Here is a 23,845-nt window from a genome sequence, read left to right as displayed (position 1 = left end):
GCAGCTCTCGCCGCTACGGTCCGGCCAGCTCGCACCAGACCGTCTTGCGGTCCGCCGCCTGCTCCACGCCCCAACGCCGGGAGAGCTGGTCCACCAGGGCCAGACCGCGGCCGGACTCCGCTGTTCCGGTGGCGGACAGGAGGGTCGGCAGCGCACGGGGGTCCGGATCGGTGACCTCGACGCGGGTGTGGCCGTGCGGCGTGCCGGTCACGCGCACGGTCACCGGCGTGCCCGCGCCGACATGGTCGATCACGTTCGTCACCAACTCTGTCGCGCACAGGCGGACTTCGAAGCCGAGCGAGCGGAGGTGGTGGCGCAGCTCGGGCACCGCCTTCGGGGTCGCGAGCAGGCTGAGTTCGAACGTCATCGCCCGGCTGCCGTCGTGCGGAGGGCGGTGGCGAGCGCCTGGGCCGTGGCGGTGTTGCAGTTTCCGAGCGCGACGAGGCCGGCGGGCGGGGCGTACGCGCCCGCGAAGCTCGGCAGGTCCGCGCGGAGGGACGGCAGTGTGATGCCGTGCAGGGCGAGGGCGGCGCGCAGGTTCTCGATGCAGAGGGTGACGTCGTACGGGGTGGGGGGATGGTCGGGCATAGGGGGTGTCAGCCTTCTGTGCGGTGTGTGACGAATACCTCACAGAGTGTCGCCAAGGTCGCTAGCGTGGAAGGGGATTCGCGTCCGCGACGCGAACGGCGGAATCGGCAGGGCGAGTTACGGCGGTGAGCGTGTGGTCCGGCGCAAGGACATCGACGGTTCGATGAGCGTCCCCGACTTCTACGGCAAGGAGTTGCGGTGGAAGAGGGAGGCGGCGGGGCTGTCACTGGAGCGGCTGGTCGAGGGCAGCTTCTACGGCAAGTCGTACTTGAGCGACATCGAGCACGGCAAGCGGCGCATGCCCATGGATCTGGCGCGGCACGTGGACGGGGTGCTGGGGACCGACGGGTACTTCGAGCGGCATTGTGAGGATGTGCGGCGGGCCAGGCGGGGGCCGCACGCCGCGTACTTCGAGCGGGTGCTGGAGGCGGAGAAGTACGCGGAATCCATTGAGGAGTGGTGCCCCAGCACCTTCCCCGGGCTGCTCCAGACAGCTCCTTACGCGCGGACACTCGTCCGGTCCGCCCATCCGGCGGCCGCCGAGGAACGGATCGAGGAGAGGGTGCGGGCCCGGCTCGAGCGGGCGCGCCTCTTCGAGGACGACCATTCCGTCCCTGAGTACTGGGCGATCCTGCACCAGTCGCTGCTGACCGACGCCATCGTGCAGCCGGTCGAGATGGCTGCGCAGCTCGACCGGATCTTGGAGCTGGCCGGTCGGCGCCGGATCACTCCGCAGATCGTTCCGCGGACGTGCGGCGCGTATCCCCTGATGGCAGCTTCCATCAAGGTCATGACGTTTCCGGACGCCCCTCCGTTGATCTACAGCGAGGCGTCCTACAGCGGGGACACCATCGACGATCCGGCCCTCGTGAAGCAGTACCGCAAGGCATACGATCGGCTCAGGGCCGTCGCGTTGTCGCCAGACACGTCCCTCGCCATGATCAAGGCCGCCGCAGAGGATTATCGAAATGGCAAGCACCCGGATCGACTTGAGTGACGCGCTCTGGATGAAGAGCAGTTACAGCAACGGGGACGGCGGGGACTGCGTCGAGGTCGCCGCCCACATCCCCGGCCTCGTCCCCGTCCGGGACTCCAAGGACCCCGGCGGCCCCGCGCTCCTCATCACCGCCGCCGCCTGGGCCCCCTTCGTCGACGCGCTCAAGTCGTAGGGTCGTCGAAGCGGGCAAGATCCCGCAGCCAGGCCCGTGCGTTGCTGTCGGACGGCGCGCGCCAGTCGCCGCGCGGTGACAGTGAACCGCCCGCCAACACCTTCGGCCCGTTCGGCATGGCCGAGCGCTTGAACTGCGCGAAGGCGAAGAAGCGTTGGCAGAACACCTCCAGCCAGCGCCGGATCTCCGCGAGGTCGTAGGCGACCCGCTTCGCGTCGGGGAAGCCCGGCGGCCAGGCACCGCCCTCCGCGTCGTGCCAGGCGTGCCACGCCAGGAACGCGATCTTCGACGGCCGGAACCCGTACCGCAGCACGTGGAAGAGTGTGAAGTCGTGCAGCGCGTACGGCCCGATCTTCGACTCCGTCGACTGCATCTCCTCGCCCGGCACCAGCTCCGGGCTGATCTCGGTGTCGAGGATCGCGGCGAGCGTCTTGCCGGTCTCGTCGTCGAACTGGCCGCTGCTGATGACCCAGCGGATCAGATGCTGGATCAGCGTCTTCGGCACGCCGCCGTTGACGTTGTAGTGGCTCATCTGGTCGCCCACGCCGTACGTGGACCAGCCGAGCGCCAGCTCCGAGAGGTCACCGGTGCCGAGCACGATGCCGCCGCGCTGGTTGGCCAGCCGGAACAGGTAGTCGGTGCGCAGCCCGGCCTGGACGTTCTCGAAGGTGACGTCGTACACCGGCTCGCCGGTGGCGAACGGATGGCCCATCTCCTGGAGCATCAGCCGCGCGGTGGGCGTGATGTCCAGTTCGGCGGCGGTGACGCCCAGCGAGTTCATCAGCTTGTGGGCGTTGTCCTTGGTGTGGTCGCTGGTGGCGAAGCCGGGCAGCGTCCAGGCCAGGATGTCGCTGCGCGGGCGCCCCGCGCGGTCCATCGCGCGCGCGGCGACGATCAGCGCGTGCGTGGAGTCCAGACCGCCGGAGACCCCGATGACGACCTTCGGGCCGCCGATCGAGGCGAGGCGCTGCTGGAGCCCCTCGACCTGGATGTTGTACGCCTCGTAGCAGTCCAGGGCGAGCCGCTCGGCGTCGGCCGGCACGAACGGGAAGCGCTCCAGGCGGCGGCGCAGCCCCAGGTCGGTGAGCGGCGGGGCGAGTGCGAAGGAGACCGTGCGGAAGTCGTCCGTCCGCGCCTTGTGCGTACGGCGGTTGTCGTCGAACGTGCCCATCCGCATCCGCTCCTGCCGCAGCAGGTCGAGGTCCACGTCCGCCACCGCGTAGCTGTCGCCGAGCGGGAAGCGCTCGGTCTCCGCCAGCAGCACGCCGTTCTCGTACACCATGGCCTGGCCGTCCCAGGACAGGTCGGTGGTCGACTCGCCGAGGCCCGCCGCCGCGTAGACGTACGCGGCGAGGCAGCGGGAGGACGCCGAGCGGCACAGCAGCTTGCGGTCCTCGGCCCGCCCGACCGTGATCGGGCTGCCGGAGAGGTTGACCAGGACGCTCGCCCCGGCGAGGGCGGCCTCTGCGCTGGGCGGCACCGGCACCCACATGTCCTCGCAGATCTCCGCGTGCAGCACGAGACCGGGGACGTCCGCGGCGGCGAAGAGCAGGTCCACGCCGAACGGCACGCTCTCGCCGCCGACCCGGATCGAGCCGCCGCGCTCGTCGGCGCCGTCGCCGATCTGCCGGCGCTCGTAGAACTCGCGGTAGTACGGCGGGTACGACTTGGGCACGACGCCGAGGATCCGGCCGCGGTGCACCACGACCGCGCAGTTGTAGACCCGGTTGCGGTGGCGCAGCGGGGCCCCGACGATCAGCACCGGCAGCAGCCCGGCCGACCCGGCCACCACGTCCCCGAGCGCCCCCTCGACCTGGTCGAGCAGCGCGTCCTGGAGCAGCAGGTCCTCGATCGAATAGCCGCACAGCACCAGTTCGGGGAAGACCGCGACGGCGACGCCCTCCTCGGAGCAGCGGCGCGCGTGGCGCAGCACCGCCTCCGCGTTGGCGGGCGGGTCCGCGATGACGGTGTGGCCCGTGCACGCGGCGACGCGCGCGAAGCCATGCTGATAGATCGACCAGAAGTTCAATTCAGGCACGCCCCCAGTGTAATCGTCAGAGCGACACAATCCGCGGTGCGGGGGGTGGGGGCGGCCCGGGCACGGCGAAGGGGCGCGGGGTGAAGCCACCCCGCGCCCCCTCAGGCTGCCGTTGCCGGCGGCGCCTCAGTGACCCTTGTACGAGTTGACGTAGCCGTTCGCGGGCGTGCCCACGCCGGTGACGTCGTCGTAGCCCTTCACGGCGGACAGCGAGCTGTCCTTGCCGAGGGAGCGGACCGAGGTGGACAGACCGCCCGACGCGTCGACGCCGTTCACGAAATCGACACGGGCGACGGCCAGGTCGTAGCCGACCGGGTTGTCCGTGACGTCGTGGTACAGCTTCGAGCCGTACTTGGAGTAGATCGTCGGGTTGGCGAAGCCGATCGCCTTGCCGCCGCGCGCCTCCTGGGCCAGGGCCTGTACGGCCGCGATCACCGGAGCGGCGAGCGAGGTGCCGCCGATGCGGTACTCGCTGTACTGCTCCGACCCGTCCGGGAAGGTCTGCGTCTGGCCGACCTTGAATCCGGTGTTGGGGTCGGCGATCGCCGAGATGTCAGGCACGACCCGGTTGCCGGCCGCGTTGTTGGCCGTGGCCAGCGCGTTCGGCACGACGCCCTTCTGGTACGCCGGCTCGGGCACCGTCTTGCTGGTGCCGCCGCCCGCGCCCGAGGTGAAGGCGCCCGGGAAGCCGACCCAGCTCTTGCCGTCGGTGGCGAGGTTGGCCTTCTCCGTGCCCCAGCCGGTCTCCCACAGGTACTTGTCGTCCTTGCCGACCGCCAGCGAGGTACCGCCGACCGCCGTCACCCAGGCCGAGTTGGCGGGGGTGTCGACCTGCTTCGTGCCGGTGTTGGCGACCTCGTCGCCGTTGTCGCCGGAAGAGAAGTAGAAGCCGATGCCCTCGACCGCGCCGAACTGGAAGACCTGGTCGTACGCGGCCGCCAGGTCCGGCGTCTGGTTGGCCTCGATGTCGCCCCAGGAGTTGGAGACGATGTCGGCCAGATGCCTGTCGACGATCTTGCTCAGCGAGTCGAGCAGGTCGTCGTCCATGCAGGAGGAGGCGCCCACGTACGTGACGTTGGCGTTCGGCGCGACCGCGTGCACGGCCTCGACGTCCAGGGTCTCCTCGCCGTACCAGCCGGAGGCGTCGCACTCGTCGGCGCCGGTGTGCGTGTACTTCTTGGGCAGCACCTGGCTGAGCTGGCCCGTCTTCCAGGTGGCGTCGCCGTGCGCCTTCGCGTAGGTCTGTGCGTCGAAGGCGATGGTCGGCGAGGCGTACGCGTCCGTGATGGCGACACGGACACCCTTGCCGGTGTACGAGCCGGCGCCGTAGGCGGCGCGCAGCTGCTTGCCGGTGTACCCCTTGACCGCGTACGGGATCTTGTGACCGTACGCCTCGGGCAGCGTGCTCGCGACATTGGAGCCGTAGTACGAGGAGAACGGCCCGGAGTTCTTGAACACCGCCCCGGGACCGGGCAGTTGGTCCTTGTGGTTCGCCTTGTGCGGCGCGTTGTCCAGACCGGTGACGGTCAGGACGGCACCCTTGAGGCTGTCGGGCGCCGAGGCCGTCTTCGACGGCGCGCGGTAGGTCTTGGAGCCCTTGGTGAAGTTGTGCAGCTGGGTGCCGAACGCCTTCTCGGCGGCGGCCACGTCACCGGTGACGGAGACGTAGTGCTGCGTGACGCCCGTGACCTTCAGGCCCGCGGACTTCAGCCACGACGTGACCGCGGCCACCTGGGCCTTGGTCGCGCCGAAGCGGGACTGCGCCTTCTTGGCGCTGAGGTACTTGCCGTACGAGGCCGAGCTCGGGTCGGAGACGGCCTTCGCGTACGCGGCGAGGCCCGCCGCGTTCTTGCCGGCCAGATAGACCCGGGCGGAGACCTGGGCGCTGTTGGACGTTGCGCCCTTGTCCGCCTTGGCCGTCGCCCACGCGGGCTTGGTGCCCGCGAGAGTCTGCCGGCCCGGGTTGTCCGCGGCGTGCGCCGCGGGTATGCCGAGCGCCAGCGCGCCGGCGATCATGGGCAGTGTCGCTGCCATGCTCGCGGCGCGCATCGTGGCGCGGTTGGATCTCATAGAACCCCCTGCGATGCGGTTCTTCGCATGTGTCGGTTGCCGCCTGCCCCTGGTGCCCGGCACCGCGGCGGAGGCGCGGGCAGTGATCAAGCGATAGGGGCAACTCTTGCGATGAACCGTTCATGCCAGGGTGATGCGTAAGCCAAGAGAAGCCCAAGGAACCGTCAGGTTGGGCGATTTGGGGCTTTCGTTCCTTCGGTGGCGTTACGAACGGGCCTGTGCGCCACGTTCCTTGAGCATGCCGGCCATCAGCTCGATCTCCGACTGCTGGGCGTTCACCATGCCCTGCGCGAGGTTCTTCTCCACGCCGACCGTGCACTTGGCCACGCAGCCCTCGGCCATGTGGATGCCGCCCTTGTGATGCTCCGTCATCAGTTGGAGGTAGAGGATCTCCGCCTGCTTGCCGTTGAGGGTGCCGAGCTTCTTCAGCTCCGCGTTCGTCGCCATGCCGGGCATCAGCGAGCCGTCGCCGCGCTCGGGCATGTCGCCCATGCCCATCCAGGCCATCGGCGGCTTCGCCGACACCTTCGGCAGCTCCCACAGATCCAGCCAGCCCAGCAGCATGCCGCGCTGGTTGGCCTGCGTCTGCGCGATGTCGTAGGCGAGCCGCCGCACTTCGGTGTTCTTCGTGCGGTCCCGCACGATGTACGACATCTCGACGGCCTGCTGGTGGTGCACCGCCATGTCGCGGGCGAAACCGGCGTCGGCGGAGTCGGCGGCCGGAGTGCTCGGGGCGGAGTCGCCGCCGTCCTCGGCGACCGCGTAGGTGATCGCGCCGGCCGCGACGAGCACGGCCGCCGCGGCCCCGGTGATCCAGCCGATGTACGCCTTCACGTCACATCGTCCCGCCGGTGCAGGAGGCACCCGGCTCCGGCGTCTGCTTGCCCTGCACGTACGTCTCGAAGAAGGCGCCGACCTTCGGGTCGTCGGCGCTCTTGACGCTCAACTGGTGCCCCCAGGCCGACAGTTCGATCGGCGCGGACTGGTCGGCGTACGGGCTCATCAGCGAGTACGGCGTCTGCTTGACCTTCGCCGCGAGCGTCGCCACGTCCTTCTTGGCCGCCTTGTCGGTGTACGTCACCCACACCGCGCCGTGCTCCAGGGCGTGCACGGCGTTCTCGTCCTTGACGGGCTTGGTGTAGACGTCGCCGTTGCAGTTGAGCCAGACCGGGTTGTGGTCGCCGCCGACGGGCGGGTGCATCGGGTACTTCACGGCCGTCTGGACGTGGTTGCGGGTCAGCTTGCCCGTCCAGGTGCGCACCCCGTCCGCGCCGGTGACGAAGTGTCCCGAGCCCTGGGCCTTGGAGTCGGCCGCGGTGTCCTTCTTGCCGTCGTCCTGCGACTTCACGACGTAGACGCCGCCCACCACGAGCCCGGCGACGACCACCACGCTCGCGGCGACCGTCAGGATCCGGTTGCGCCGCTGCCGGGACTGCTCGGCGCGCCGCATCTCCTCTATCCGCGCCTTGCGTGCCGCACCGGTGGTCTTGTTGGCGGAGCCCATGGAGTGTCCTTCGGGGGAAAGGGACGGTCGGGTTCGCTGATGGTAATGGGGCGGGCGGGACGTTCCACGGGCAGGTCACAGGAATGGCCGGATCGACAGGAACCCGACAGGATCCGGCCGGTGACCGCAGCGCCGATAAGTTGAACCCGAGATGCACATTATTTAGGCTGGTGGTATGCGGCTGCTCCGATCCACCGACCTCGCGTTGCGCGTGCTCATGCGGCTCGCGGTCGCCGACGAGGCCACTCCCACGACCCGTGAGGTCGCGGCCGACATGGACGTGCCCTACACGCACGCGGCGAAGGTCGTGGCCGAACTCCAGCACATGGCGCTGCTCGACGCCCGCCGCGGCCGGGGCGGCGGCCTCTCGCTCACCGCGAAGGGCCGCGCGGCCTCCGTGGGCGCGGTCGTCCGCGCCTTCGAGGGCGACGGCGACGTCGTCGACTGCGAGGGCGCGACCCCCTGCCCCCTCGCCCCCGCCTGCCGCCTGCGCGGCGAACTCCGCCGCGCCCAGGAGGCGTTCTTCGCCTCCCTGGACCCGGTGACGGTGCAGGACATCGTGGCGGCCCCCACGGGGACGCTGCTGCTGGGACTGCCGACGGTCCGCTGACGCGGGTCCCGTGCGTACGGCACGCAGCCGGCACCTGACGCGACCGAACGAGCCGGCGCCCCCTGCAGGGAGTGCCGGCCGTGGGGCTCGGGGCGGGTCAGGCGCGGGTCAGCCAGAGGTCCGGGCCGAAGACCTCGTAGTGGATGTCGGCCGGGGCGACGCCCTTCTCGAGGAGCTGGGTGCGGACCGCGCGCATGAAGGGGAGCGGGCCGCAGAGGTACGCGCGCGTGCCCTCGGCGACGGCGACGTCGGTGAGGTCGACGAGGCCGGTGCGGGTGCCCGGGGCCGCGTCCGCCTCGTACCAGAAGTGCGCGGAGGCGTCCGGGAGCTTCTCGGTGTACGCCTCGTGGTCGACGCGCAGGGCGTGGTCCGCGGGGGAGCGGTCGCCGTGGACGACGGTCACCGGGGTGCGGTGACCGGTCTCGGCGAGCCGCGCGAGCATGGCGACCATCGGGGTCACGCCGATGCCCGCGGACGCGAGCAGCAGGGGCGTGCCGTCGCCGTCGTCGAGGACGAGGTCGCCGTACGGGGCGGACAGCTCCAGGACGTCACCTTCCCGCACGCGCGCGTGCAGGTGGTTCGAGACCTCGCCGTCGGGGGCGGCGCCGTCGCCCGGCACCCGCTTCACGCTGATCTGGCGGACCGTCGAGCCGGGCGCCCCGGACAGGCTGTACTGCCGTATCTGACGGGCCCCGTCCGCGAGCTCCGCGCGCACCGACACGTACTGGCCCGCGCGGAAGCCCGGGACCTCCCCGCCGTCCACCGGGCGCAGCCGGAACGTGGCGACGTCCGCCGTCTCCGCGAACCGCTCCACGACCTCCCAGCGCCGCCAGCCGGTCTCGGCGGACTCCTCGTACAGCCGCCTCTCGATGGCGGTGAGGGCGTTGGCCATCAGCCAGTAGACCTCGTCCCAGGCGGCCGCGACCTCGGGCGTGACGGCCTCGCCGAGGACCTCGGCGATCGCGGCGAAGAGGTGCTCGTGGACGAGCTCGTACTGCTCCGGCGTGACGCCCAGCGAGGCGTGCTTGTGGGCGATGCGGGACAGCATCGCGTCCGGCCGCCGGTCCGGGTGCTCCAGCAGGTGTGTCGCGAAGGCGGCGATCGAGCCCGCCAGCGCCTGGCGCTGGGTGCCGGCGGCCTGGTTCCCGCGGTTGAAGAGGTCGCGCAGCAGCTCGGGGCGGGCGGCGAACAGCCCGGCGTAGAACCGCTCCGTGATCTCGGCGAGCGACGCGCCGACGGCGGGGAGGGTGGCGCGGACGGTGGCGGCGGCTGGTTCGGAAAGCATCGGGGCTCCTCGTGAACTCGGTACGACCGCACGCTAGTTAAACTTGCATCTGAGATGCAAATTAAAACGGCGTGGCGCTCCTCACGTGCGAGGTGGGGCGGGGCATTACGGATGGCGGTCCGAGCAGGCAAGATGGGCAGCGGAGCCGTGCACCCGCCGTATGCGAGGGATTCAGACCCGCGCCGTCCACGTCGATCAAGGTCGGCAACGCGCATGAAATGCTGTTGTGGTGTGATGCTCAGGTGCCCGACCGCCTCCTGCGGGACAGGGAGACAGGCGGCCTGACCAGCAAGGATGGGGAAGCGGAAGATGGACAAGCAGCAGGAGTTCGTGCTCCGGACCTTGGAGGAGCGCGACATCCGGTTCGTACGCCTGTGGTTCACGGACGTGCTGGGCTTCCTCAAGTCCGTCGCCGTGGCCCCGGCCGAGCTGGAGCAGGCCTTCGACGAGGGCATCGGATTCGACGGCTCCGCGATCGAGGGCTTCGCCCGGGTCTACGAGTCCGACATGATCGCCAAGCCGGACCCCTCGACCTTCCAGATCCTGCCCTGGCGTGCCGAGGCCCCCGGTACCGCCCGCATGTTCTGCGACATCCTCATGCCGGACGGCTCCCCGTCCTTCGCCGACCCGCGCTACGTCCTCAAGCGCGCCCTGACCCGCGGCTCCGACCTGGGCTTCACCTTCTACACCCACCCGGAGATCGAGTTCTACCTGCTCAAGGACCGTCCGCTCGACGGCACGCGCCCGACCCCGGCCGACAACTCCGGCTACTTCGACCACACCCCGCAGAACATCGGCATGGACTTCCGCCGCCAGGCCATCACCATGCTGGAGTCGATGGGCATCTCGGTCGAGTTCTCCCACCACGAGGGCGCCCCCGGTCAGCAGGAGATCGACCTCCGCTACGCCGACGCCCTCTCGACGGCCGACAACATCATGACCTTCCGCCTGGTCATGAAGCAGGTGGCGCTGGAGCAGGGCGTGCAGGCGACGTTCATGCCGAAGCCGTTCTCGGAGTACCCGGGCAGCGGCATGCACACGCACCTGTCGCTGTTCGAGGGCGACCGGAACGCCTTCTACGAGTCCGGCGCGGAGTACCAGCTCTCCAAGGTCGGCCGCTCCTTCATCGCCGGTCTGCTCCGGCACGCGGCGGAGATCTCCGCGGTCACCAACCAGTGGGTGAACTCCTACAAGCGCATCTGGGGCGGCTCGGAGCGGACGGCCGGCGCCGGCGGCGAGGCCCCGTCGTACATCTGCTGGGGCCACAACAACCGCAGCGCCCTGGTCCGCGTCCCGATGTACAAGCCGGGCAAGACCGGTTCGGCGCGCGTGGAGGTCCGCTCCATCGACTCCGGCACCAACCCCTACCTCGCCTACGCCGTCCTGCTGGCCGCCGGCCTCAAGGGCATCGAGGAGGGCTACGAACTCCCGCCGGGCGCCGAGGACGACGTCTGGGCCCTCTCCGACGCCGAGCGCCGCGCCATGGGCATCGAGCCCCTCCCGCAGAACCTCGGCGAGGCCCTGGCCCTGATGGAGCGCAGCGACCTGGTCGCCGAGACCCTCGGCGAGCACGTCTTCGACTTCTTCCTGCGCAACAAGCAGGCGGAGTGGCACGAGTACCGCTCCGAGGTGACGGCGTTCGAGCTGCGGAAGAACCTGCCGGTGCTGTAGGCGCGCGTTCGCCGCCGTTTCGGTGAATGGGGCCGATGGTCACAGACTGTCGGCCCCGTCGCGTCAAGCCGGTCCCCTGTGACGCCCTGTCAGGCGGCGAAGAGTGTCAGCAGTGTGGCGATCCTGCCCTCGCGCACGGTGATGACGTCGATGCCCCGCGCCGCGGGTTCCCCTTCGGGGCCGAACGCCCAGGCGAGAGCCCCGTCGCCGGGTCCGGCGTAGCGCTCGCCGTCCTCGGTGAAGCGGAAGGACGGCGGCACCCTGTCGAGCAGGGCGCGCGCCTTCTCCTCGAGCGCGTCCCAGCCTGTGACGGCGCCCTCCGGATCGGTGAACACGACGTCCTCGGTGTAGATCCGCTCGATCGCGGCGCGGCGGGAGTGGGCGTCGCGGTTGCCGAACACCTCGTGCAGATTGGCGGCCAGCAGGTCGGTCACGGTGTGCATGAAGCTCCTACGGTGTGGTCGCCGGGGCGCGTGCCGGGCCGGTCGGTCACGGCAGGCGCCCCGGCGGTGGTGCACGGTGGCGGGGTCAGTGGATCATGACGGTCAGATCTGGCTGGCGCCGCCGTCGACGTAGATCTCGGCGCCGGTCATGTAGCCGCTGGCGTCCGACGCCAGGAACAGCACGGTCTCGGCGATCTCGTCGGGGCGTCCGAGCCGGTTCATCGGCACGCCGGAGGCCAGGCCCTTGAGCAACTGCTCGGCGGCTTCGGCGTCGCCCGCCAGACCGCTCAGGCCCGGCGTCTCGATCGGACCCGGCGCGATGCTGTTGACCCTGATGCCGCGGCCGACCAGCTCGGCGGCCCAGCTGCGCGTCAGCGAGCGCAGCGCGGCCTTGGTGGCGGCGTAGACGCTGAACGACGCGGCGCCCTTGGTGTCGATGTTGGAACTGGTCACGATGACGGAGGAGCCCTGCTTCAGCAGGGGCAGCGCCTTCTGCACGGTGAACAGGGTGCCGCCGACGTTGGTGTTGAAGGTGTCGGCGTAGTGCTGCCAGGTGATGTCGGGCAGTGCCGCGAACTCGCCGCCGCCGGCGTTGGCGAACACGATGTCGAGCCCTCCCCGTCCGCCGATGGCCGTGAACAGCCGGTCGAGGTCGTCGAGGTTCGCGACGTCGGCGCGTACCCCGGTGGCGTGGTCGCCGATCGAGGCGACCGCCTCGTCCAGGGCCTGCTGTCGGCGGCCGGTGAGGAAGACGTGTGCGCCCTCGGCTGCGAGCCGCCGTGCGGCGGCGAGGCCGATGCCGGAGGTGGCACCGGTGACGAGAGCGGTCTTGCCGTCGAGCTGTCCCATGATCAGGTCTCCTTGAAGGAATCGCGGTCTTTTTCTGTACCGTTCGGTACTGAAGAACAGCGGCTCCTCCCGGGCTATTTCCGTACCGGCCGGTTAAGATTGACGGCACCTGATGACGGGGGTGTGGGGATGGCGGGACGAGGCAGACCTCGTGGCTTCGACGCCGACGCGGCGCTCGACCGCGCGATCGAGGTCTTCTGGCGTCGGGGGTACGAAGGCGCCTCGCTGAGCGATCTCACCGACGCCATGGGGATCAACCGGACCAGCATGTACGCGGCGTTCGGCAACAAGGAGGAGCTGTTCCGCCGTGCCGTCACCCGCTATGCGCTGGCGGACATGGCCTACGCGCGCGAGGCGCTCACACAGCCCACCGCGTACGCCGTCATCGAGACCTTCCTCCGGGCCAACGCCGACGCGCTCACCCGCGCCGACCGCCCGCCGGGATGCCTGTCGGTGCAGGGAGGCCTGGCCGAGGGCGGCGAGAACGGCCACATCGCCAGGTTCCTCGCCGACAGCCGTCTCGCCGGCGAGCAGGCACTGGCCGCACGCCTCGCCGAGGCGGTGGCGGCGGGCGACCTGCCGGCGGACACCGATCCCGTCACCCTGGCCCGCTACGTCATGGTCGTCAGCGAAGGCAATGCCGTCCACGCGGCCGCGGGCGCGGACCGCGGTGCTCTGCATGCCACGGTCGACATCGCCCTGCGCGCCGTCCCGGCCTCCGGCGCGGAAGGCGCCGACTGGGCCGGGACGGGCGGTCAGGTTCCCTGATCTCGCGGGGAGCCTGGGCGGCCTGGCCCCCTGCTCGGGGATCTCGGCAGGTCAGGGGCGGGTCAGGCGTGTCTGGAGGATCGGTCGCGGGGGTCGGTGAAGCCGAGGGCGCGGTAGAGGGTCTCGCCGTCGGTGGTGGCGGTCAGGCGGACCGTCGTGGCGGCCGTCTCGTCGGTGAACCAGGTCGGCAGCGCGCTCACGCAGGTGCGGGCGAGTTCCCGGCCGCGGAGGTCCGGTGCGGTGACGACGTTGGCGATCTCCCGCGCAGGCCGTGACGGTTGCGCGGGCTCGGGGCGTGGTCGTCGATCGTCCCGACGGCGCAGCCGACCGGGCCGGCATCCGGCAGCTCGGCGACGAAGGCCAAAAGGCCACGAAGGCGGCGAAGGCGCTCCCGTCCTTCATCCGGCGGGCGCCGCGTTGACGTGTCCATAGTTTGCCGGGATTGTCACAGGTCGCGGTGATCTCGGTAGTGAAGTGCGGCTTCGTGCTACTCAGTTGAGGATGACGGGTGGACGAGGGACGGCCGGGCGGCGCCTGGCGAGGTCTGTTCTGGCGGTGGTCGGCTTCGGCGGCGCCGCCGTCTTCTCCCACTACTTGCTGGGGGATTCGTGGAGTGACGTGATGTGGCTGGCCGCTTCGCTGGCGTTCGTGTGGATCGCCGTGCAGGAGGCGTGGGACGCCCGCGGGCGTCGGGGCGGTGAGTGAAGGGCGTCAGCGGAGCGGCTGGCCGATGCCCATCAGATTGCCCTCGCTGTCGCGGAACCACGCCGCGCGTTCGGCGCGGGCGCCCTTGCTCGGATAGTGGCCCTGGACCTCGGTGATGCCGTTCACGGTGCGCAGGCCGGGGACGTCCACGTCCTCGAACCGCACGCCCCGTGACCTGAGTTCGGCCACGACGGCGTCGAGGTCGTCGACCTCCCACGCCATCTGCGTGAAGGTGCCGGGCGAGGCGCCCGTGGACTGGAACACCACGAACTCCGTGCCCGCGGTGCGGTAGAGCAGTCCGCCGGGCCGTTCGTCGACGGGGTCGAGGCCGAGCTTCTCGGCGTAGAACCGCCGGGCCCGTTCCAGGTCGCTCGCGGGGAGCCGGGGCATCACCCGGGCCCCGGCCATCGTCTTCCGGTCGTCTGCGGTCATCCCTCCACTGTGCCCCGCCCGGCGTCCCCGGGCGCGCGGTCAGCCGACGTACGCGGGGGACACCGCCGCCCTGCCGACGCGCCGTGCCGGCCCCGTGCCGTCCGCCGGGACCTCGTACAGGTCGGCCCCGTAGTCGCCGGCCAGGGCGTAGACCAGCGTCCTGGAGTCGCGCCAGACGGCCTGGTCGTCGACGCTGCGGGACTCGGCGAGTGCGGTCTCGTGCATCGTGCGCAGGTCGAGGATGTAGAGCCGCCACGGGGCGTCCTTCGGGAGGCCCGGAACGCGCTTCTTGAAGGCGATGCGGGTGCCGTCGGGGGAGAGGGACGGGCACTCGACGTTCGTGTGCAGCGTGGTGACCGTGCGCCTGCGCACGTCGCCGCGGACCAGGTAGGTCCGGCCCTTCGTCGCGAGCGTGGCGTAGAAGGTGCGGTCGTCCTTCGCGAACGTCACGCCCCAGAAGTTCACGTCCGCGGCGTGGTAGTCGTGGCCGTCCTTGACGATCCGGAACTCCTCCAGGGACGGGGTCAGTTTCCCCGTCCGTACGTCCACGATGGCCGCGCGGGTGGAGAAGTTCGTGCCCGCGTACGAGTCGCCGCCGACGAACGCCGTCCACGCGGCGAAGTGCCCGGTGGGGGAGACGCGGGCGCGGGAGGGGATGCCGGGGACGTCGTAGCGGTCCTTCTCCTTCAGGTGCGCGTCGAGGATCAGGGCGCGGTAGGTGTCCGAGACGGCGCCGTGCACCGCCTGCAGACACACTCCCGTGCCCGAAGCGGCGTGGAAACGAAGGCACTTGACGCCGGATGCGGTGCGCGGGCCGGACGGGTCCGCCGCCGGGACGGCCGTCAGCTCGTCGCGGTGCGGGCCCCAGGCCAGGTTGCGGAAGACCATGCTGCCGGGGGCGGTAAGGCTGACGGTCCCCGAGGTCACGCGGGGGCCGCCGGGCTGGGCCTGGTCCCTGCGGTCCGCGCGCGCCGACGCGTGCAGGATCGACGCCACGGCGACGGCCGCGAGCGCCACCACGGCCGACAGCAGGATCAGGATGCGGTTGCGTACGGTCATGCGGTGGCCTCCGGGGGAGCGGGGCGCAGGGCCGTCAGGGAGAACGCGAAGCACAGCGCGAGCGCGGCCGTCGACGCCAGCAGCGCCGTACGGTCGCCCCACAGGGTCCACGCGGCGCCGAAGCCCAGCGAGCACACGAAGCGGGCCAGCGCCTGCCCCGTCTGCACCACCGCGAGACCCGACGAACGCAGCTCCTCGGGCACGCCGTCCGAGGCCGCCGCCATCAGCACGCCGTCGGTCGCCGCGTAGAAGCAGCCGTGCAGGAGCAGGACGGCGTACGGCAGGGCCGTGCCGTGCCAGGAGGTGAGCAGGAGGGCGTACACCGCGAGCAGCGCGGCGTGGCCGGCCAGGAAGATCCGTCGGCGGCCCACCCGGTCGGCCAGCCGGCCCAGCGGTACGGCCAGCAGCAGGAAGGCCGCCGCGGTGCCCAGCGGGAGCAGGGCGAACCAGCGGTCGGGGACGCCGAGCCGGCGTTGGAGGAGCAGATAGACGAAGGAGTCGCTGACCGTCGCCAGGCCGAGCAGCAGGGCGCAGACGGTGATGCGGCGCAGGTCGCGCCGGCGCAGCAGGCCGAGGGCGGCGCGCAGGGTGGGGGCGGCGCGCAGGGTGGGGGCGGCGCGCGGGGCAGGGGCGGCGCGCAGGGTGGGGCGCACCGCCTGATCCACCGCGGGCGCGGCGGAGGTGCCGGGCACGAACAGCACCAGCACCAGCACGCCGAGCGCCGCCACGCAGAAGCTGACCGTGAACACGGCGTCGTAGCCGTCCACCGTCGCCCGCAGGATGAGGAAGGCCGCCGGCGGGCCGAGCAGCGCGCCCGCCGTGTCCATCGCGCGGTGCACGCCGAAGGCGCGGCCGCGGTTGTGCGGCGTGGACGACAGGGAGATCAGCGCGTCGCGCGGGGCCGTGCGCAGCCCCTTGCCGGTGCGGTCGGCGGCCAGGATCAGGCCGATCGGCGTCAGGGAGTGCGCGAGCAGGAGCAGCGGCTTGCAGAGGGCGGAGAGGCCGTAGCCGAGCCCCGCCACCCACTTGTGGCGGCCGCCGCCGCGGTCGGCGAGGTGGCCGCCGACCAGGCGGACGAGCGCGGAGAAGCCGTTGTAGATCCCGTCGAGGAGCCCGAAGCCCAGCGGGGACAGGCCGAGGCCCGCCACCAGGTAGAGGGGGAGGACGGCCGTCACCATCTCCGACGAGACGTCCGTGATCAGGCTGACCGAGCCGAGCGCGAGGACCGTGGGGGCGACCGCGGCGCGGCGCCGCCCGGCGAGTGGCCGGACGGCGCCGTCCGCGGACGCCGGCGCATCAGGAGTGCTTGCGCGGCTGTCCGCTACGTACATCTCAGGAGGCCCAGATCCCCGTGATGTCGGACGCGGAGGAGGCGTTGCCCGCGTGGGTCGTCAGGCCCTGCGAGTCCTCCAGCGTGCGGAGCAGGTTGTAGTGGTTGTACGTGGTGGCGCTGCTCGACCCGGCCGTCGCCGGCTGGCCGTACAGGACCGTCGGGATGCGGTTGCCGGCCAGCCTGTTGTCCTCGTCGAAGGTGACGACGAGCAGGCTGTTGTGGGTCTTGGCCCAGGTGGCGTAGGCGCCCAGGTTGTTCTTCAGCCAGGTGTCGCCGGTCGACACCGAGCAGTCGTGCATGTCGCTGCACAGGTTGGGGGTGACGAAGGAGACGTCGGGGAGGGTGGAGTAGTCGGTCGGGAACTGGGCGAAGGTCTTCGCGGACGACGTCGGTACGTTGGAGAAGCCGAACCACGGGTTGTGCTTCTGCGCGTAGTTGCCGCTGCTGCAGGTCGTCGAACCCTGGCTGGGCAGCGACTCGTTGTAGCTGGCCCAGGTCTTTCCGGCGGCGATCAGCTCCGAGGCGAGGTTGGCGGCCGAGGAGAAGCCCGGTGTGACGCAGCTGTCGTCGGTGACGCCCTGGGTGGAGCCGGAGAACAGGGCGTAGTAGTTGGGCTGGCTCGGGTGGGTCTGGGCGTACGACTGGGTGAGGACCGCGCCGCCGGTCTTGAGCGAGTTGATGTACGGGGCGCTGGAGGAGCCGATCACCTGGCTGTACGCGTGGTTCTCCATGACCACGACCACCACGTGGTCGGGGGCCGGCACGCCGGACGCGGCCGACGAGGAGCCGCCGAGGCCTGTCCACAGGCCGGCGGCCGCCGCCGCGAGGGCGAGGGCGGACGCGACCGCCGCGCGGCCGCGACGGTACGTGGGGCTGGCGGAGCGTGCTGTACTGCCGGACACATCAACCTCCGGAGGGGGGAAGGGCGGGGGCGGCGGTGCGGACAGAGCATGCACACGCCAAGATTCCCCCTCCCCACGTCACCCAACCCGCCCGGTGAAGAGCGGGTGAACTACTCCCCGGTGACTCGTTCCGCTCTCAACTACTCCTGCCGGGCGGCCTGTTCGGCCAGCACCCGGTGCAGCGGCTCGCTCTCCCGGCGCCGGTACTCCTGGATCGCCCAGCCGTTGCCGTCCGGGTCCTTGAAGTACATGAAGGTGGCCCCGTCCTGCGGCGCGAACTGCTGCGGCTCGGTGACGTCGAGGCCGCGCGCGGTCAGCTCCTCGTACGCGGCCTTCGCGTCCGTCACGCACAGCTGCATGCCGTGGTACGTCCCCGGCTGCGGCGTGCCCGTCGGCACCTGAAGGCCGTCCACGAGCGCGATCGAGCACCCCGACCCGGGCGGCGTCAGCTGCACGATCCGCACGCCGGGCATCACCTCACCGTCGAGGTCCACATGGAAACCGACCTTGTCCCGGTAGAACTCCTTGGCCCGGTCCACGTCCGAGACGGGCATCAACAGCACTTCGAGACTCATGTCCATCGAACGACTCCTTTGTCGTGCGTCGGTCACTGCCTGGATCACTGACATGTCCCTCACGCGCATCGCCACCGTCCACGACGGCACGGCTCCCCCTCACCGAAGCCGAAATCGGCGCGGAGCGCCACCGAGAACCCGAAGACGCGCCCAAGTCCCAGGTCAGACGGCCACCACCTCGGGAAACACCCGGGCCACCGCGGCCGTACGGCTGGAGACGCCGAGGCGCGCGAAGACGTGCTCCAGGTGCTTGCGGACCGTGCTCGGGGCGACGACGAGCTGCGCGGCAATCTCCCCGGTGCTCAGGCCGCGGGCCACGCAGCGCAGGACGTCCAGTTCGCGCACGGTCAGGTGGACCGGGGGCCGGCGCCGGCGGGCGGCGTCCCGGTAGATCTCGTAGAGGTGGGGCGCCATGAGCCGGAGCGTGGTCATCTCGTGCTCGCTGAACGGCTTCGCCTCCTCGCGCAGGAACTGGAAGACGCGGGTACGGCCGGGTGCGGTGGGCAGGGCGACGGCGGCGATGCACTTGAAGGGGCTCAGCGCCTCGCTGTAGATCGGCAGGTTCATCAACTCGCGCACCGGCATGAAGTCCGTCATCTGCGTGACCTCAGGCGCGGCGTGCGGCCCCTCGACCCACAGGCACTGCAGGTGCTGGTGGCGCCAGCGCCAGTAGCCCGCCAGATCGGCGTCCCAGCCCAGGCCGCCCCAGTTGTCGTACGGCGTCTCCTGCTCGTTGACGTGGATGCGTGTGGGGACGTCCAGCTCGGAGAAGCAGGCGCAGTCGCACGGGACGAGGCGCTGCATGCCGGTGAGCAGGGACTCCGGGGGCACCGCGTCCGAGGGAGCGTGCCGGGCCCCGTCCAGCACGTCCGCCATGTGCCGCAGATGAGCCTGTGCCGTGGTCATGTCGGCCTCCCGGGGCCGGACTTCGTCCTGTTCGCAATGTAGGGCCTCCACCCGCCGCCAGCCCGGGATTCGTCAAATGGCGAATGGGCTCGGGGCCTTGGTGCGCGCACGGTCGAGGGGTACGGCCGTTGCGGCCGCAGGCCCGAAGGAGGCATCCCATGCGGTACATCCGTTCACGTCCGTGCCGCGCCGCGGCGGCCGCCGCCGGGGCCGGTGCCCTGACCGCCGCTCTGCTGACCACCGGCTGCGACGGCCCGTCCGCCGCTTCCGCGGCCACGGACGGCAAGGCGGCGTTCTCGGCCGTGCGCTTCACCTTCGGCGCCCGCGGCGGCATCGAGTTCTCCGGCGCCTCGCGCGCGGCGGTCACGCCGGCCGGCAGCCACCCGGTGACGGCGGGGCGCCCGTACCGCTTCGGGCGGCCCGGCGACCGGCTTCTGGTCGTGCTGCGGCACTGGCCCGGGGCCCGCACGGAACGGGCCTCCCGCGCGCACCTGCCGCGCCTGTGGCCGCCGGACGAACCGGCCGTCGAAACAGGGTTCCTCGTCGACACCGCCGGCTGGGTGCGGGCCGGCCTCGACGGGAACCCGCTGCAGTGGCTGCGCCGCGACGTCATCCGCGTCGACGCCACGAACAACGCGGCCGGCGACCTCACCCGGCTCACCCTGTCCGAACCGCACGGCCGGCCCGTGCCGCCGCCCGCTACGCGCGCGTGCGCGCGCCACGACGGCTCCGCCCCTCGCCGGGCCGCATTGCCCGGGGTCGAGCGGGGCACGGACGTCCGGGACGCACTCGCCCGGCTGAGCGCCCTGTGCCTCGACGTCCAGTACGCCGGCGCCCGCGGCGGCGGCCGACCCGGCACTGTCCGGCAGGTCCTGGTGCCGCTCGCCGAGCCGCTCGTGCCTGTCGTGGCCGTGCCGTCGGTCGGTGGCCCGTCCCCCGGTCGCGCCCCCGGCGACCAGGTCCTCCTGGACCCGTCCCGTCCGGCCACGGTGGTGGTGGCCCGCTGAGGCCGGGGCGGCCGGCTTCGCCCGTTCCACCCATCGAAACCGGACCCCCGCCCCGGCGCTTCCGTCCTGGTCTCCGGCTAGGCTCGGGCCAGTACGACCTTGATCCGACGGGAGGACCGGGGATGACGGTGCCGGGGCGCAGGAGCAGTACCTTCTCGCGGCTGCTGCGGCACGGCTTCACCGACCCCTCCGCCGCCGAGCGGCTGCTGGACAGCGACGAGCTGACGCCCGTACGCAGCGACCCGGTGCTGCTGGAGGCGCTCGGGGCGACCGCCGATCCCAACCTCGCGCTGCTCGGTCTCGTACGGCTGCTGGAGGCCCAGCCCGGCCCCACGCGCCGCGAGCTGCTGGACACGCTGATAGCGGCCAAGCCGCTGCGCGACCGCCTGCTCGGGGTGCTCGGCGCCTCCGCCGCTCTCGGCGACCACCTGGCCCGGCACCCGCGCGACTGGGAGGCGCTGGTCACCTACGAGCCGCGGGACCTGCACCCGGGGGTGGAGGAGTTCGAGCGCGGCCTGTCCGGGGCCGACGACCCCGTCTCGCTGCGCATCGCCTACCGCCGCTGCCTGCTGTCCATCGCCGCCCGTGACGTGTGCGGCACCACCGACGTCGCCGAGACCGCGGCCGAGCTCGCCGACCTCGCGACCGCCACCCTGCGCGCGGCCCTGGCCATCGCCCGCGCCGCCGCGCCCGAGGATGCCGCGCTGTGCCGGCTCGCGGTCATCGCGATGGGCAAGTGCGGTGGCCACGAGCTCAACTACGTCTCCGACGTCGACGTGATCTTCGTGGGCGAGGCCGTCGACGGCGCGGACGAGGCCAAGGCCCTGCGGTCCGCCACCGCGCTCGCCTCGCACATGATGCGGGTCTGCTCCGAGACGACCGTCGAGGGCTCCATCTGGCCCGTCGACGCCAATCTGCGGCCCGAGGGCAGGAACGGCCCCCTGGTGCGCACGCTCTCCAGCCACCTCGCCTACTACCAGCGCTGGGCCAAGACCTGGGAGTTCCAGGCGCTGCTCAAGGCCCGCCCGGTGGCCGGCGACATCGAGCTCGGCGAGGAGTACGTCGCCGCCCTCGAACCCCTCGTCTGGAAGGCGGCCGAGCGCGAGAACTTCGTCGCGGACGTGCAGAAGATGCGCCGCCGCGTCGTCGAGAACATCCCCGCCGCCGAGATCGACCGCGAGCTGAAGCTCGGCCCCGGCGGCCTCAGGGACGTCGAGTTCGCCGTGCAGCTGCTCCAGCTGGTGCACGGCCGGGCGGACGCCGGCCTGCGCAGCGGCACCACCCTCGACGCGCTCCAGGCGCTGGCGGCCGGCGGCTACGTCGGACGGGCCGACGCCGTGCAGCTCGACGAGGCGTACCGCTTCCTGCGCTCCATGGAGCACCGCATCCAGCTCTACCGGCTGCGCCGCACCCACCTCGTTCCCGAGGACGAGGCCGACCAGCGCCGCATCGGCCGCTCGCTCGGCCTGCGCGTCGAACCGGTCGCCGAGCTGAACCGCGAGTGGCGGCGCCACGCCGCCGTCGTACGCCGGCTGCACGAGAAGCTCTTCTACCGCCCGCTGCTCGACGCGGTCGCCCAACTCGCGCCCGGCGAGGCCCGGTTGAGCCCGGAGGCGGCCCGCGAGCGGCTGGTCGCGCTCGGCTACAACGACCCCGCCGCCGCCCTGCGCCACCTGGAGGCGCTGGCCTCCGGCGTCACCCGCAAGTCGGCCATCCAGCGCACCCTGCTGCCCGTCCTGCTGGGGTGGTTCGCGGACTCCGCCGACCCGGACGCGGGCCTGCTCAACTTCCGCAAGGTCTCGGACGCCCTGGGCAAGACCCCCTGGTACCTGCGGCTGCTGCGGGACGAGGGCGCCGCCGCCGAGAACCTCGCGCGCGTGCTGTCCGCCGGCCGCCTCGCCCCCGACCTGCTGATGCGCGCCCCGGAGGCGGTGGCCCTGCTCGGCGACGGGGACGGCGGCGGGCTCACGCCGCGCGGGCGGGAGCACCTGGAGCAGGAGATCCTCGCCGCGGTGCGCCGCGCGGAGAACGCGCAGCAGGCGGTCACCGCGGCCCGTGGTGTACGGCGCCGGGAGCTGTTCCGCACGGCCGCCGCCGACATCGTCGGCTCCTACGGCACCGAGACCCGGCCCGCCGAGGCCGACGAGGGTGCCCTGGTGGACCGGGTCGGCGGCGCGGTCTCCGACCTGACGGCGGCGACGCTGGCGGGCACGCTGCGCGCCGTCGTGCGCGAGGGCTGGGGCGACACCCTGCCGACCCGGTTCGCGATCATCGGAATGGGCCGCTTCGGCGGGCACGAACTGGGCTACGGCTCCGACGCCGACGTGCTCTTCGTGCACGAGCCGCCCGAGGGCGCCGACGAGCGGGCGGCCTCCGACGCCGCGAACCGGGTCGTCTCGGAGATGCGCCGCCTGCTGCAGATCCCGAGCGCGGACCCGCCGCTGCTGATCGACGCCGACCTGCGCCCCGAGGGCAAGTCCGGGCCGCTGGTGCGCACACTCAACTCCTACGAGGCCTACTACCGCCGCTGGTCGCTGGTCTGGGAGTCGCACGCGCTGCTGCGGGCCGAACCCGTCGCCGGGGACGAGGAGCTGGGCCGCCGCTTCGTCGAGCTGATCGACCCGCTGCGGTACCCGGCGGAAGGGCTCGGCGAGGACGCGGTACGCGAGATCCGGCGGCTGAAAGCGCGCATGGAGACGGAGCGGATGCCGCGTGGGGCCGACCCCAAGCTGCACACCAAGCTCGGGCCCGGTGGCCTGTCCGACGTCGAATGGACCGTCCAGCTGCTCCAGTTGCAGCACGGCTGGGCCGAGCCGGGCCTGCGGACGACCCGCACGCGCGAGGCGCTCGCGGCGGCGTGCGCTGCCGGGCTGATCTCCGCCGAGGACGCCGCGATCCTGGACGAGGCCTGGGTGCTGGCCACCCGCGTGCGCAACGCGGTGATGCTGGTGCGCGGTCGCGCCGGGGACACGTTCCCGTCCGACGGGCGCGAACTGGCCGCGGTGGGGCGGTACTTGGGCTACAGCGACGGGCACGTGGGCGACATGCTGGACGCGTACCGGCGCTCCACGCGGCGTGCGAGGACCGTGGTGGAGGAACTCTTCTACGGGGCGTAGGTCTCCGGCGGTCGAAGCCGCCCGGTGCACGGCCTCGTCTTCAAGCGCCGGAGGTCAAGTGCTGGAGGTCAAGTGCTGGACGTCACGCGCTGGACGTCACGCGCCGGACGTCACGCGCCGGATGGGCTGAGGAGCAGCGTCCGGGCATGGCTGAGAAACCCCGCGAGCCCCACCTCGAACGCCCGGTCCGCCCGTCCCTCGCCGACCGCCGCCAGCACCTCGCCCAGCCGCGGTGTCGCCGTCGCGTCGTCGAGGACCCACATCGTCTCCGGGGCCGCCAGGTCGAGCGCCGACCCCAGCACCAGGTTCTCCAGGGCGATGATCAGCACCATCACGTCGGCCGGCGCGAAGCCCGCGTCGAGCAGCAGGTTCACCGCCCGCTCGTACTGCTCCAGCACCCGCGGCGCCCGGACGGGCGAGGTCATCAGCAGCGGGATCGCCCTGGGGTGCGCGGCGAAGGCGGCGCGGTAGGAGCGCGCCCACCCCTCCAGACCGGCGTCCCACGGCGCCACGTCCAGCGTGCCGGGGTCGATCGAGTCGGCGACCCGCTCGCGCAGCAGCTCCACGATCCCGTCCCGGCCGTCCACATGGTGATACACCGAACCGGTCTGCGCCCCGAGCCGCTTCGCGATCTGCGGCACGCTGAAGTCGCCCTGCTCGTCGACGAGTTCCAGTGCCGTGGTGGTGATGCGCTCACGGTCGAGGAGCGGTGTGCGCGGCCGTCCCATGCGTGTGTTCTCCCCTGGAGGTGCGAGATGGGGCTTCCCGGATGCCCACGATGAGGCTACATTGCCGAAACCGAAAGCCTTTAGGTT

At 71.8% G+C, this 23,845-nt stretch carries 25 protein-coding genes; 8 read left to right on the top strand and 17 right to left on the bottom strand.

What is annotated here, in order from left to right:
- Positions 1-13: 13 nt before the first annotated feature.
- Both ACFU97_RS00175 and ACFU97_RS00170 read right to left on the bottom strand, forming a co-directional pair.
- Complete coding sequence (locus tag ACFU97_RS00175; RefSeq protein ID WP_384248692.1) at positions 14-367, bottom strand: ATP-binding protein; 354 nt, start codon at positions 365-367, stop codon at positions 14-16.
- Positions 364-588, bottom strand: a complete 225-nt coding sequence (locus ACFU97_RS00170) for a hypothetical protein (RefSeq protein WP_384248690.1) — start codon at positions 586-588, stop codon at positions 364-366. The genes ACFU97_RS00175 and ACFU97_RS00170 overlap by 4 nt, the downstream gene beginning before the upstream one ends.
- Positions 589-721: 133 nt before the next feature.
- Here ACFU97_RS00170 and ACFU97_RS00165 point away from each other — a divergent pair, with 133 nt between their 5' ends.
- Both ACFU97_RS00165 and ACFU97_RS00160 read left to right on the top strand, forming a co-directional pair.
- A complete protein-coding gene (locus tag ACFU97_RS00165; RefSeq protein WP_384248687.1) occupies positions 722-1,585 on the top strand; it encodes a helix-turn-helix domain-containing protein in 864 nt (287 codons plus the stop codon).
- Positions 1,557-1,757 carry a DUF397 domain-containing protein gene (locus tag ACFU97_RS00160; RefSeq protein WP_384248685.1) on the top strand — a complete coding sequence of 67 codons (201 nt, stop codon included), beginning with the start codon at positions 1,557-1,559 and terminating at the stop codon, positions 1,755-1,757. Before ACFU97_RS00165 ends, ACFU97_RS00160 begins: the two co-directional genes overlap by 29 nt.
- Here the strand turns inward: ACFU97_RS00160 and ACFU97_RS00155 are convergent.
- From ACFU97_RS00155 to ACFU97_RS00140, 4 genes are all read right to left on the bottom strand, one after another.
- Complete coding sequence (locus ACFU97_RS00155) at positions 1,747-3,795, bottom strand: NAD(+) synthase (RefSeq protein WP_384248682.1); 2,049 nt, start codon at positions 3,793-3,795, stop codon at positions 1,747-1,749. The two genes, ACFU97_RS00160 and ACFU97_RS00155, sit on opposite strands and share 11 nt — an antisense overlap.
- A 126-nt stretch (positions 3,796-3,921) precedes the next feature.
- Positions 3,922-5,865: a protease pro-enzyme activation domain-containing protein gene (locus tag ACFU97_RS00150; RefSeq protein WP_384248679.1), complete on the bottom strand. Its 1,944-nt coding sequence runs from the start codon at positions 5,863-5,865 to the stop codon at positions 3,922-3,924.
- A gap of 204 nt (positions 5,866-6,069) precedes the next feature.
- Entirely contained in the window at positions 6,070-6,699 is a 630-nt protein-coding gene (locus ACFU97_RS00145; protein ID WP_384248676.1) for a DUF305 domain-containing protein, read from the bottom strand.
- Position 6,700: 1 nt separating this feature from the next.
- Positions 6,701-7,369, bottom strand: a complete 669-nt coding sequence (locus ACFU97_RS00140; RefSeq protein WP_384248673.1) for a DUF3105 domain-containing protein — start codon at positions 7,367-7,369, stop codon at positions 6,701-6,703.
- Between the two features lie 175 nt (positions 7,370-7,544).
- Between ACFU97_RS00140 and ACFU97_RS00135 the strand changes: the two genes are divergently transcribed.
- Positions 7,545-7,979 carry an RrF2 family transcriptional regulator gene (locus tag ACFU97_RS00135; RefSeq protein ID WP_384248671.1) on the top strand — a complete coding sequence of 145 codons (435 nt, stop codon included), beginning with the start codon at positions 7,545-7,547 and terminating at the stop codon, positions 7,977-7,979.
- A gap of 97 nt (positions 7,980-8,076) precedes the next feature.
- On the opposite strand, the gene ACFU97_RS00130 is transcribed toward ACFU97_RS00135, so the two are convergent.
- Positions 8,077-9,264, bottom strand: coding sequence for a globin domain-containing protein (locus tag ACFU97_RS00130; protein ID WP_384248669.1), 1,188 nt, complete (start codon positions 9,262-9,264; stop codon positions 8,077-8,079).
- A 309-nt stretch (positions 9,265-9,573) separates the two neighbouring features.
- On the opposite strand from ACFU97_RS00130, the gene ACFU97_RS00125 reads away from it, so the two are divergent.
- Positions 9,574-10,935, top strand: a complete 1,362-nt coding sequence (locus ACFU97_RS00125; RefSeq protein ID WP_384248666.1) for a glutamine synthetase family protein — start codon at positions 9,574-9,576, stop codon at positions 10,933-10,935.
- Positions 10,936-11,024: 89 nt separating this feature from the next.
- On the opposite strand, the gene ACFU97_RS00120 is transcribed toward ACFU97_RS00125, so the two are convergent.
- Positions 11,025-11,378 carry a nuclear transport factor 2 family protein gene (locus tag ACFU97_RS00120; protein ID WP_384248664.1) on the bottom strand — a complete coding sequence of 118 codons (354 nt, stop codon included), beginning with the start codon at positions 11,376-11,378 and terminating at the stop codon, positions 11,025-11,027.
- 102 nt (positions 11,379-11,480) lie between these two features.
- Positions 11,481-12,227: an SDR family NAD(P)-dependent oxidoreductase gene (locus ACFU97_RS00115; protein ID WP_384248662.1), complete on the bottom strand. Its 747-nt coding sequence runs from the start codon at positions 12,225-12,227 to the stop codon at positions 11,481-11,483.
- A gap of 129 nt (positions 12,228-12,356) precedes the next feature.
- Between ACFU97_RS00115 and ACFU97_RS00110 the strand changes: the two genes are divergently transcribed.
- Positions 12,357-12,995, top strand: a complete 639-nt coding sequence (locus ACFU97_RS00110; RefSeq protein WP_384248660.1) for a TetR/AcrR family transcriptional regulator — start codon at positions 12,357-12,359, stop codon at positions 12,993-12,995.
- Between the two features lie 62 nt (positions 12,996-13,057).
- On the opposite strand, the gene ACFU97_RS00105 is transcribed toward ACFU97_RS00110, so the two are convergent.
- A complete protein-coding gene (locus tag ACFU97_RS00105; protein ID WP_384248658.1) occupies positions 13,058-13,195 on the bottom strand; it encodes a hypothetical protein in 138 nt (45 codons plus the stop codon).
- A gap of 301 nt (positions 13,196-13,496) precedes the next feature.
- On the opposite strand from ACFU97_RS00105, the gene ACFU97_RS00100 reads away from it, so the two are divergent.
- Positions 13,497-13,700: a hypothetical protein gene (locus ACFU97_RS00100; RefSeq protein ID WP_384248656.1), complete on the top strand. Its 204-nt coding sequence runs from the start codon at positions 13,497-13,499 to the stop codon at positions 13,698-13,700.
- 6 nt (positions 13,701-13,706) lie between these two features.
- On the opposite strand, the gene ACFU97_RS00095 is transcribed toward ACFU97_RS00100, so the two are convergent.
- The 6 genes from ACFU97_RS00095 to ACFU97_RS00070 all read right to left on the bottom strand — a co-directional run bounded on the left by ACFU97_RS00095 (position 13,707) and on the right by ACFU97_RS00070 (position 18,907).
- Complete coding sequence (locus ACFU97_RS00095; RefSeq protein WP_384248653.1) at positions 13,707-14,132, bottom strand: VOC family protein; 426 nt, start codon at positions 14,130-14,132, stop codon at positions 13,707-13,709.
- A 39-nt stretch (positions 14,133-14,171) separates the two neighbouring features.
- A complete protein-coding gene (locus tag ACFU97_RS00090; protein WP_384248650.1) occupies positions 14,172-15,191 on the bottom strand; it encodes a TolB family protein in 1,020 nt (339 codons plus the stop codon).
- Positions 15,188-16,522, bottom strand: a complete 1,335-nt coding sequence (locus ACFU97_RS00085; RefSeq protein ID WP_384248648.1) for an MFS transporter — start codon at positions 16,520-16,522, stop codon at positions 15,188-15,190. Before ACFU97_RS00085 ends, ACFU97_RS00090 begins: the two co-directional genes overlap by 4 nt.
- A 1-nt stretch (position 16,523) precedes the next feature.
- On the bottom strand, positions 16,524-17,426 hold the full coding sequence (locus tag ACFU97_RS00080; RefSeq protein ID WP_384248645.1) for an alkaline phosphatase family protein: 903 nt from the start codon (positions 17,424-17,426) through the stop codon (positions 16,524-16,526).
- 140 nt (positions 17,427-17,566) lie between these two features.
- The gene (locus ACFU97_RS00075) at positions 17,567-18,007 is read right to left on the bottom strand and encodes a VOC family protein (protein ID WP_384248643.1); all 441 of its coding nucleotides are present in this window, start codon (positions 18,005-18,007) and stop codon (positions 17,567-17,569) included.
- A gap of 156 nt (positions 18,008-18,163) precedes the next feature.
- Positions 18,164-18,907, bottom strand: coding sequence for a response regulator transcription factor (locus tag ACFU97_RS00070; RefSeq protein WP_384248640.1), 744 nt, complete (start codon positions 18,905-18,907; stop codon positions 18,164-18,166).
- 158 nt (positions 18,908-19,065) lie between these two features.
- Here ACFU97_RS00070 and ACFU97_RS00065 point away from each other — a divergent pair, with 158 nt between their 5' ends.
- Entirely contained in the window at positions 19,066-19,914 is an 849-nt protein-coding gene (locus ACFU97_RS00065) for a hypothetical protein (protein ID WP_384248638.1), read from the top strand.
- A gap of 122 nt (positions 19,915-20,036) precedes the next feature.
- The gene (locus ACFU97_RS00060) at positions 20,037-23,030 is read left to right on the top strand and encodes a bifunctional [glutamine synthetase] adenylyltransferase/[glutamine synthetase]-adenylyl-L-tyrosine phosphorylase (protein WP_384248635.1); all 2,994 of its coding nucleotides are present in this window, start codon (positions 20,037-20,039) and stop codon (positions 23,028-23,030) included.
- Positions 23,031-23,140: 110 nt separating this feature from the next.
- Here ACFU97_RS00060 and ACFU97_RS00055 read toward each other — a convergent pair whose 3' ends face one another.
- On the bottom strand, positions 23,141-23,758 hold the full coding sequence (locus ACFU97_RS00055) for a TetR/AcrR family transcriptional regulator (protein WP_384248633.1): 618 nt from the start codon (positions 23,756-23,758) through the stop codon (positions 23,141-23,143).
- Positions 23,759-23,845 lie beyond the last annotated feature (87 nt).

This window comes from Streptomyces sp. NPDC057616 (genome assembly GCF_042800575.1).
Taxonomy (GTDB): Bacteria; Actinomycetota; Actinomycetes; order Streptomycetales; family Streptomycetaceae; genus Streptomyces.
This window is presented reverse-complemented; position numbering and strand designations above follow the sequence as displayed.

Coding starts and splice junctions, on each gene's coding strand:
- ACFU97_RS00175 (WP_384248692.1), bottom strand. CDS start 367: ATGACGTTCGAACTCAGCCTGCTCGCGACCCCGAAGGCGGTGCCCGAG.
- ACFU97_RS00170 (WP_384248690.1), bottom strand. CDS start 588: ATGCCCGACCATCCCCCCACCCCGTACGACGTCACCCTCTGCATCGAG.
- ACFU97_RS00160 (WP_384248685.1), top strand. CDS start 1,557: ATGGCAAGCACCCGGATCGACTTGAGTGACGCGCTCTGGATGAAGAGC.
- ACFU97_RS00150 (WP_384248679.1), bottom strand. CDS start 5,865: ATGAGATCCAACCGCGCCACGATGCGCGCCGCGAGCATGGCAGCGACA.
- ACFU97_RS00140 (WP_384248673.1), bottom strand. CDS start 7,369: ATGGGCTCCGCCAACAAGACCACCGGTGCGGCACGCAAGGCGCGGATA.
- ACFU97_RS00135 (WP_384248671.1), top strand. CDS start 7,545: ATGCGGCTGCTCCGATCCACCGACCTCGCGTTGCGCGTGCTCATGCGG.
- ACFU97_RS00130 (WP_384248669.1), bottom strand. CDS start 9,264: ATGCTTTCCGAACCAGCCGCCGCCACCGTCCGCGCCACCCTCCCCGCC.
- ACFU97_RS00125 (WP_384248666.1), top strand. CDS start 9,574: ATGGACAAGCAGCAGGAGTTCGTGCTCCGGACCTTGGAGGAGCGCGAC.
- ACFU97_RS00120 (WP_384248664.1), bottom strand. CDS start 11,378: ATGCACACCGTGACCGACCTGCTGGCCGCCAATCTGCACGAGGTGTTC.
- ACFU97_RS00115 (WP_384248662.1), bottom strand. CDS start 12,227: ATGGGACAGCTCGACGGCAAGACCGCTCTCGTCACCGGTGCCACCTCC.
- ACFU97_RS00110 (WP_384248660.1), top strand. CDS start 12,357: ATGGCGGGACGAGGCAGACCTCGTGGCTTCGACGCCGACGCGGCGCTC.
- ACFU97_RS00100 (WP_384248656.1), top strand. CDS start 13,497: ATGACGGGTGGACGAGGGACGGCCGGGCGGCGCCTGGCGAGGTCTGTT.
- ACFU97_RS00095 (WP_384248653.1), bottom strand. CDS start 14,132: ATGACCGCAGACGACCGGAAGACGATGGCCGGGGCCCGGGTGATGCCC.
- ACFU97_RS00090 (WP_384248650.1), bottom strand. CDS start 15,191: ATGACCGTACGCAACCGCATCCTGATCCTGCTGTCGGCCGTGGTGGCG.
- ACFU97_RS00085 (WP_384248648.1), bottom strand. CDS start 16,522: ATGTACGTAGCGGACAGCCGCGCAAGCACTCCTGATGCGCCGGCGTCC.
- ACFU97_RS00075 (WP_384248643.1), bottom strand. CDS start 18,007: ATGGACATGAGTCTCGAAGTGCTGTTGATGCCCGTCTCGGACGTGGAC.
- ACFU97_RS00070 (WP_384248640.1), bottom strand. CDS start 18,907: ATGACCACGGCACAGGCTCATCTGCGGCACATGGCGGACGTGCTGGAC.
- ACFU97_RS00065 (WP_384248638.1), top strand. CDS start 19,066: ATGCGGTACATCCGTTCACGTCCGTGCCGCGCCGCGGCGGCCGCCGCC.
- ACFU97_RS00060 (WP_384248635.1), top strand. CDS start 20,037: ATGACGGTGCCGGGGCGCAGGAGCAGTACCTTCTCGCGGCTGCTGCGG.
- ACFU97_RS00055 (WP_384248633.1), bottom strand. CDS start 23,758: ATGGGACGGCCGCGCACACCGCTCCTCGACCGTGAGCGCATCACCACC.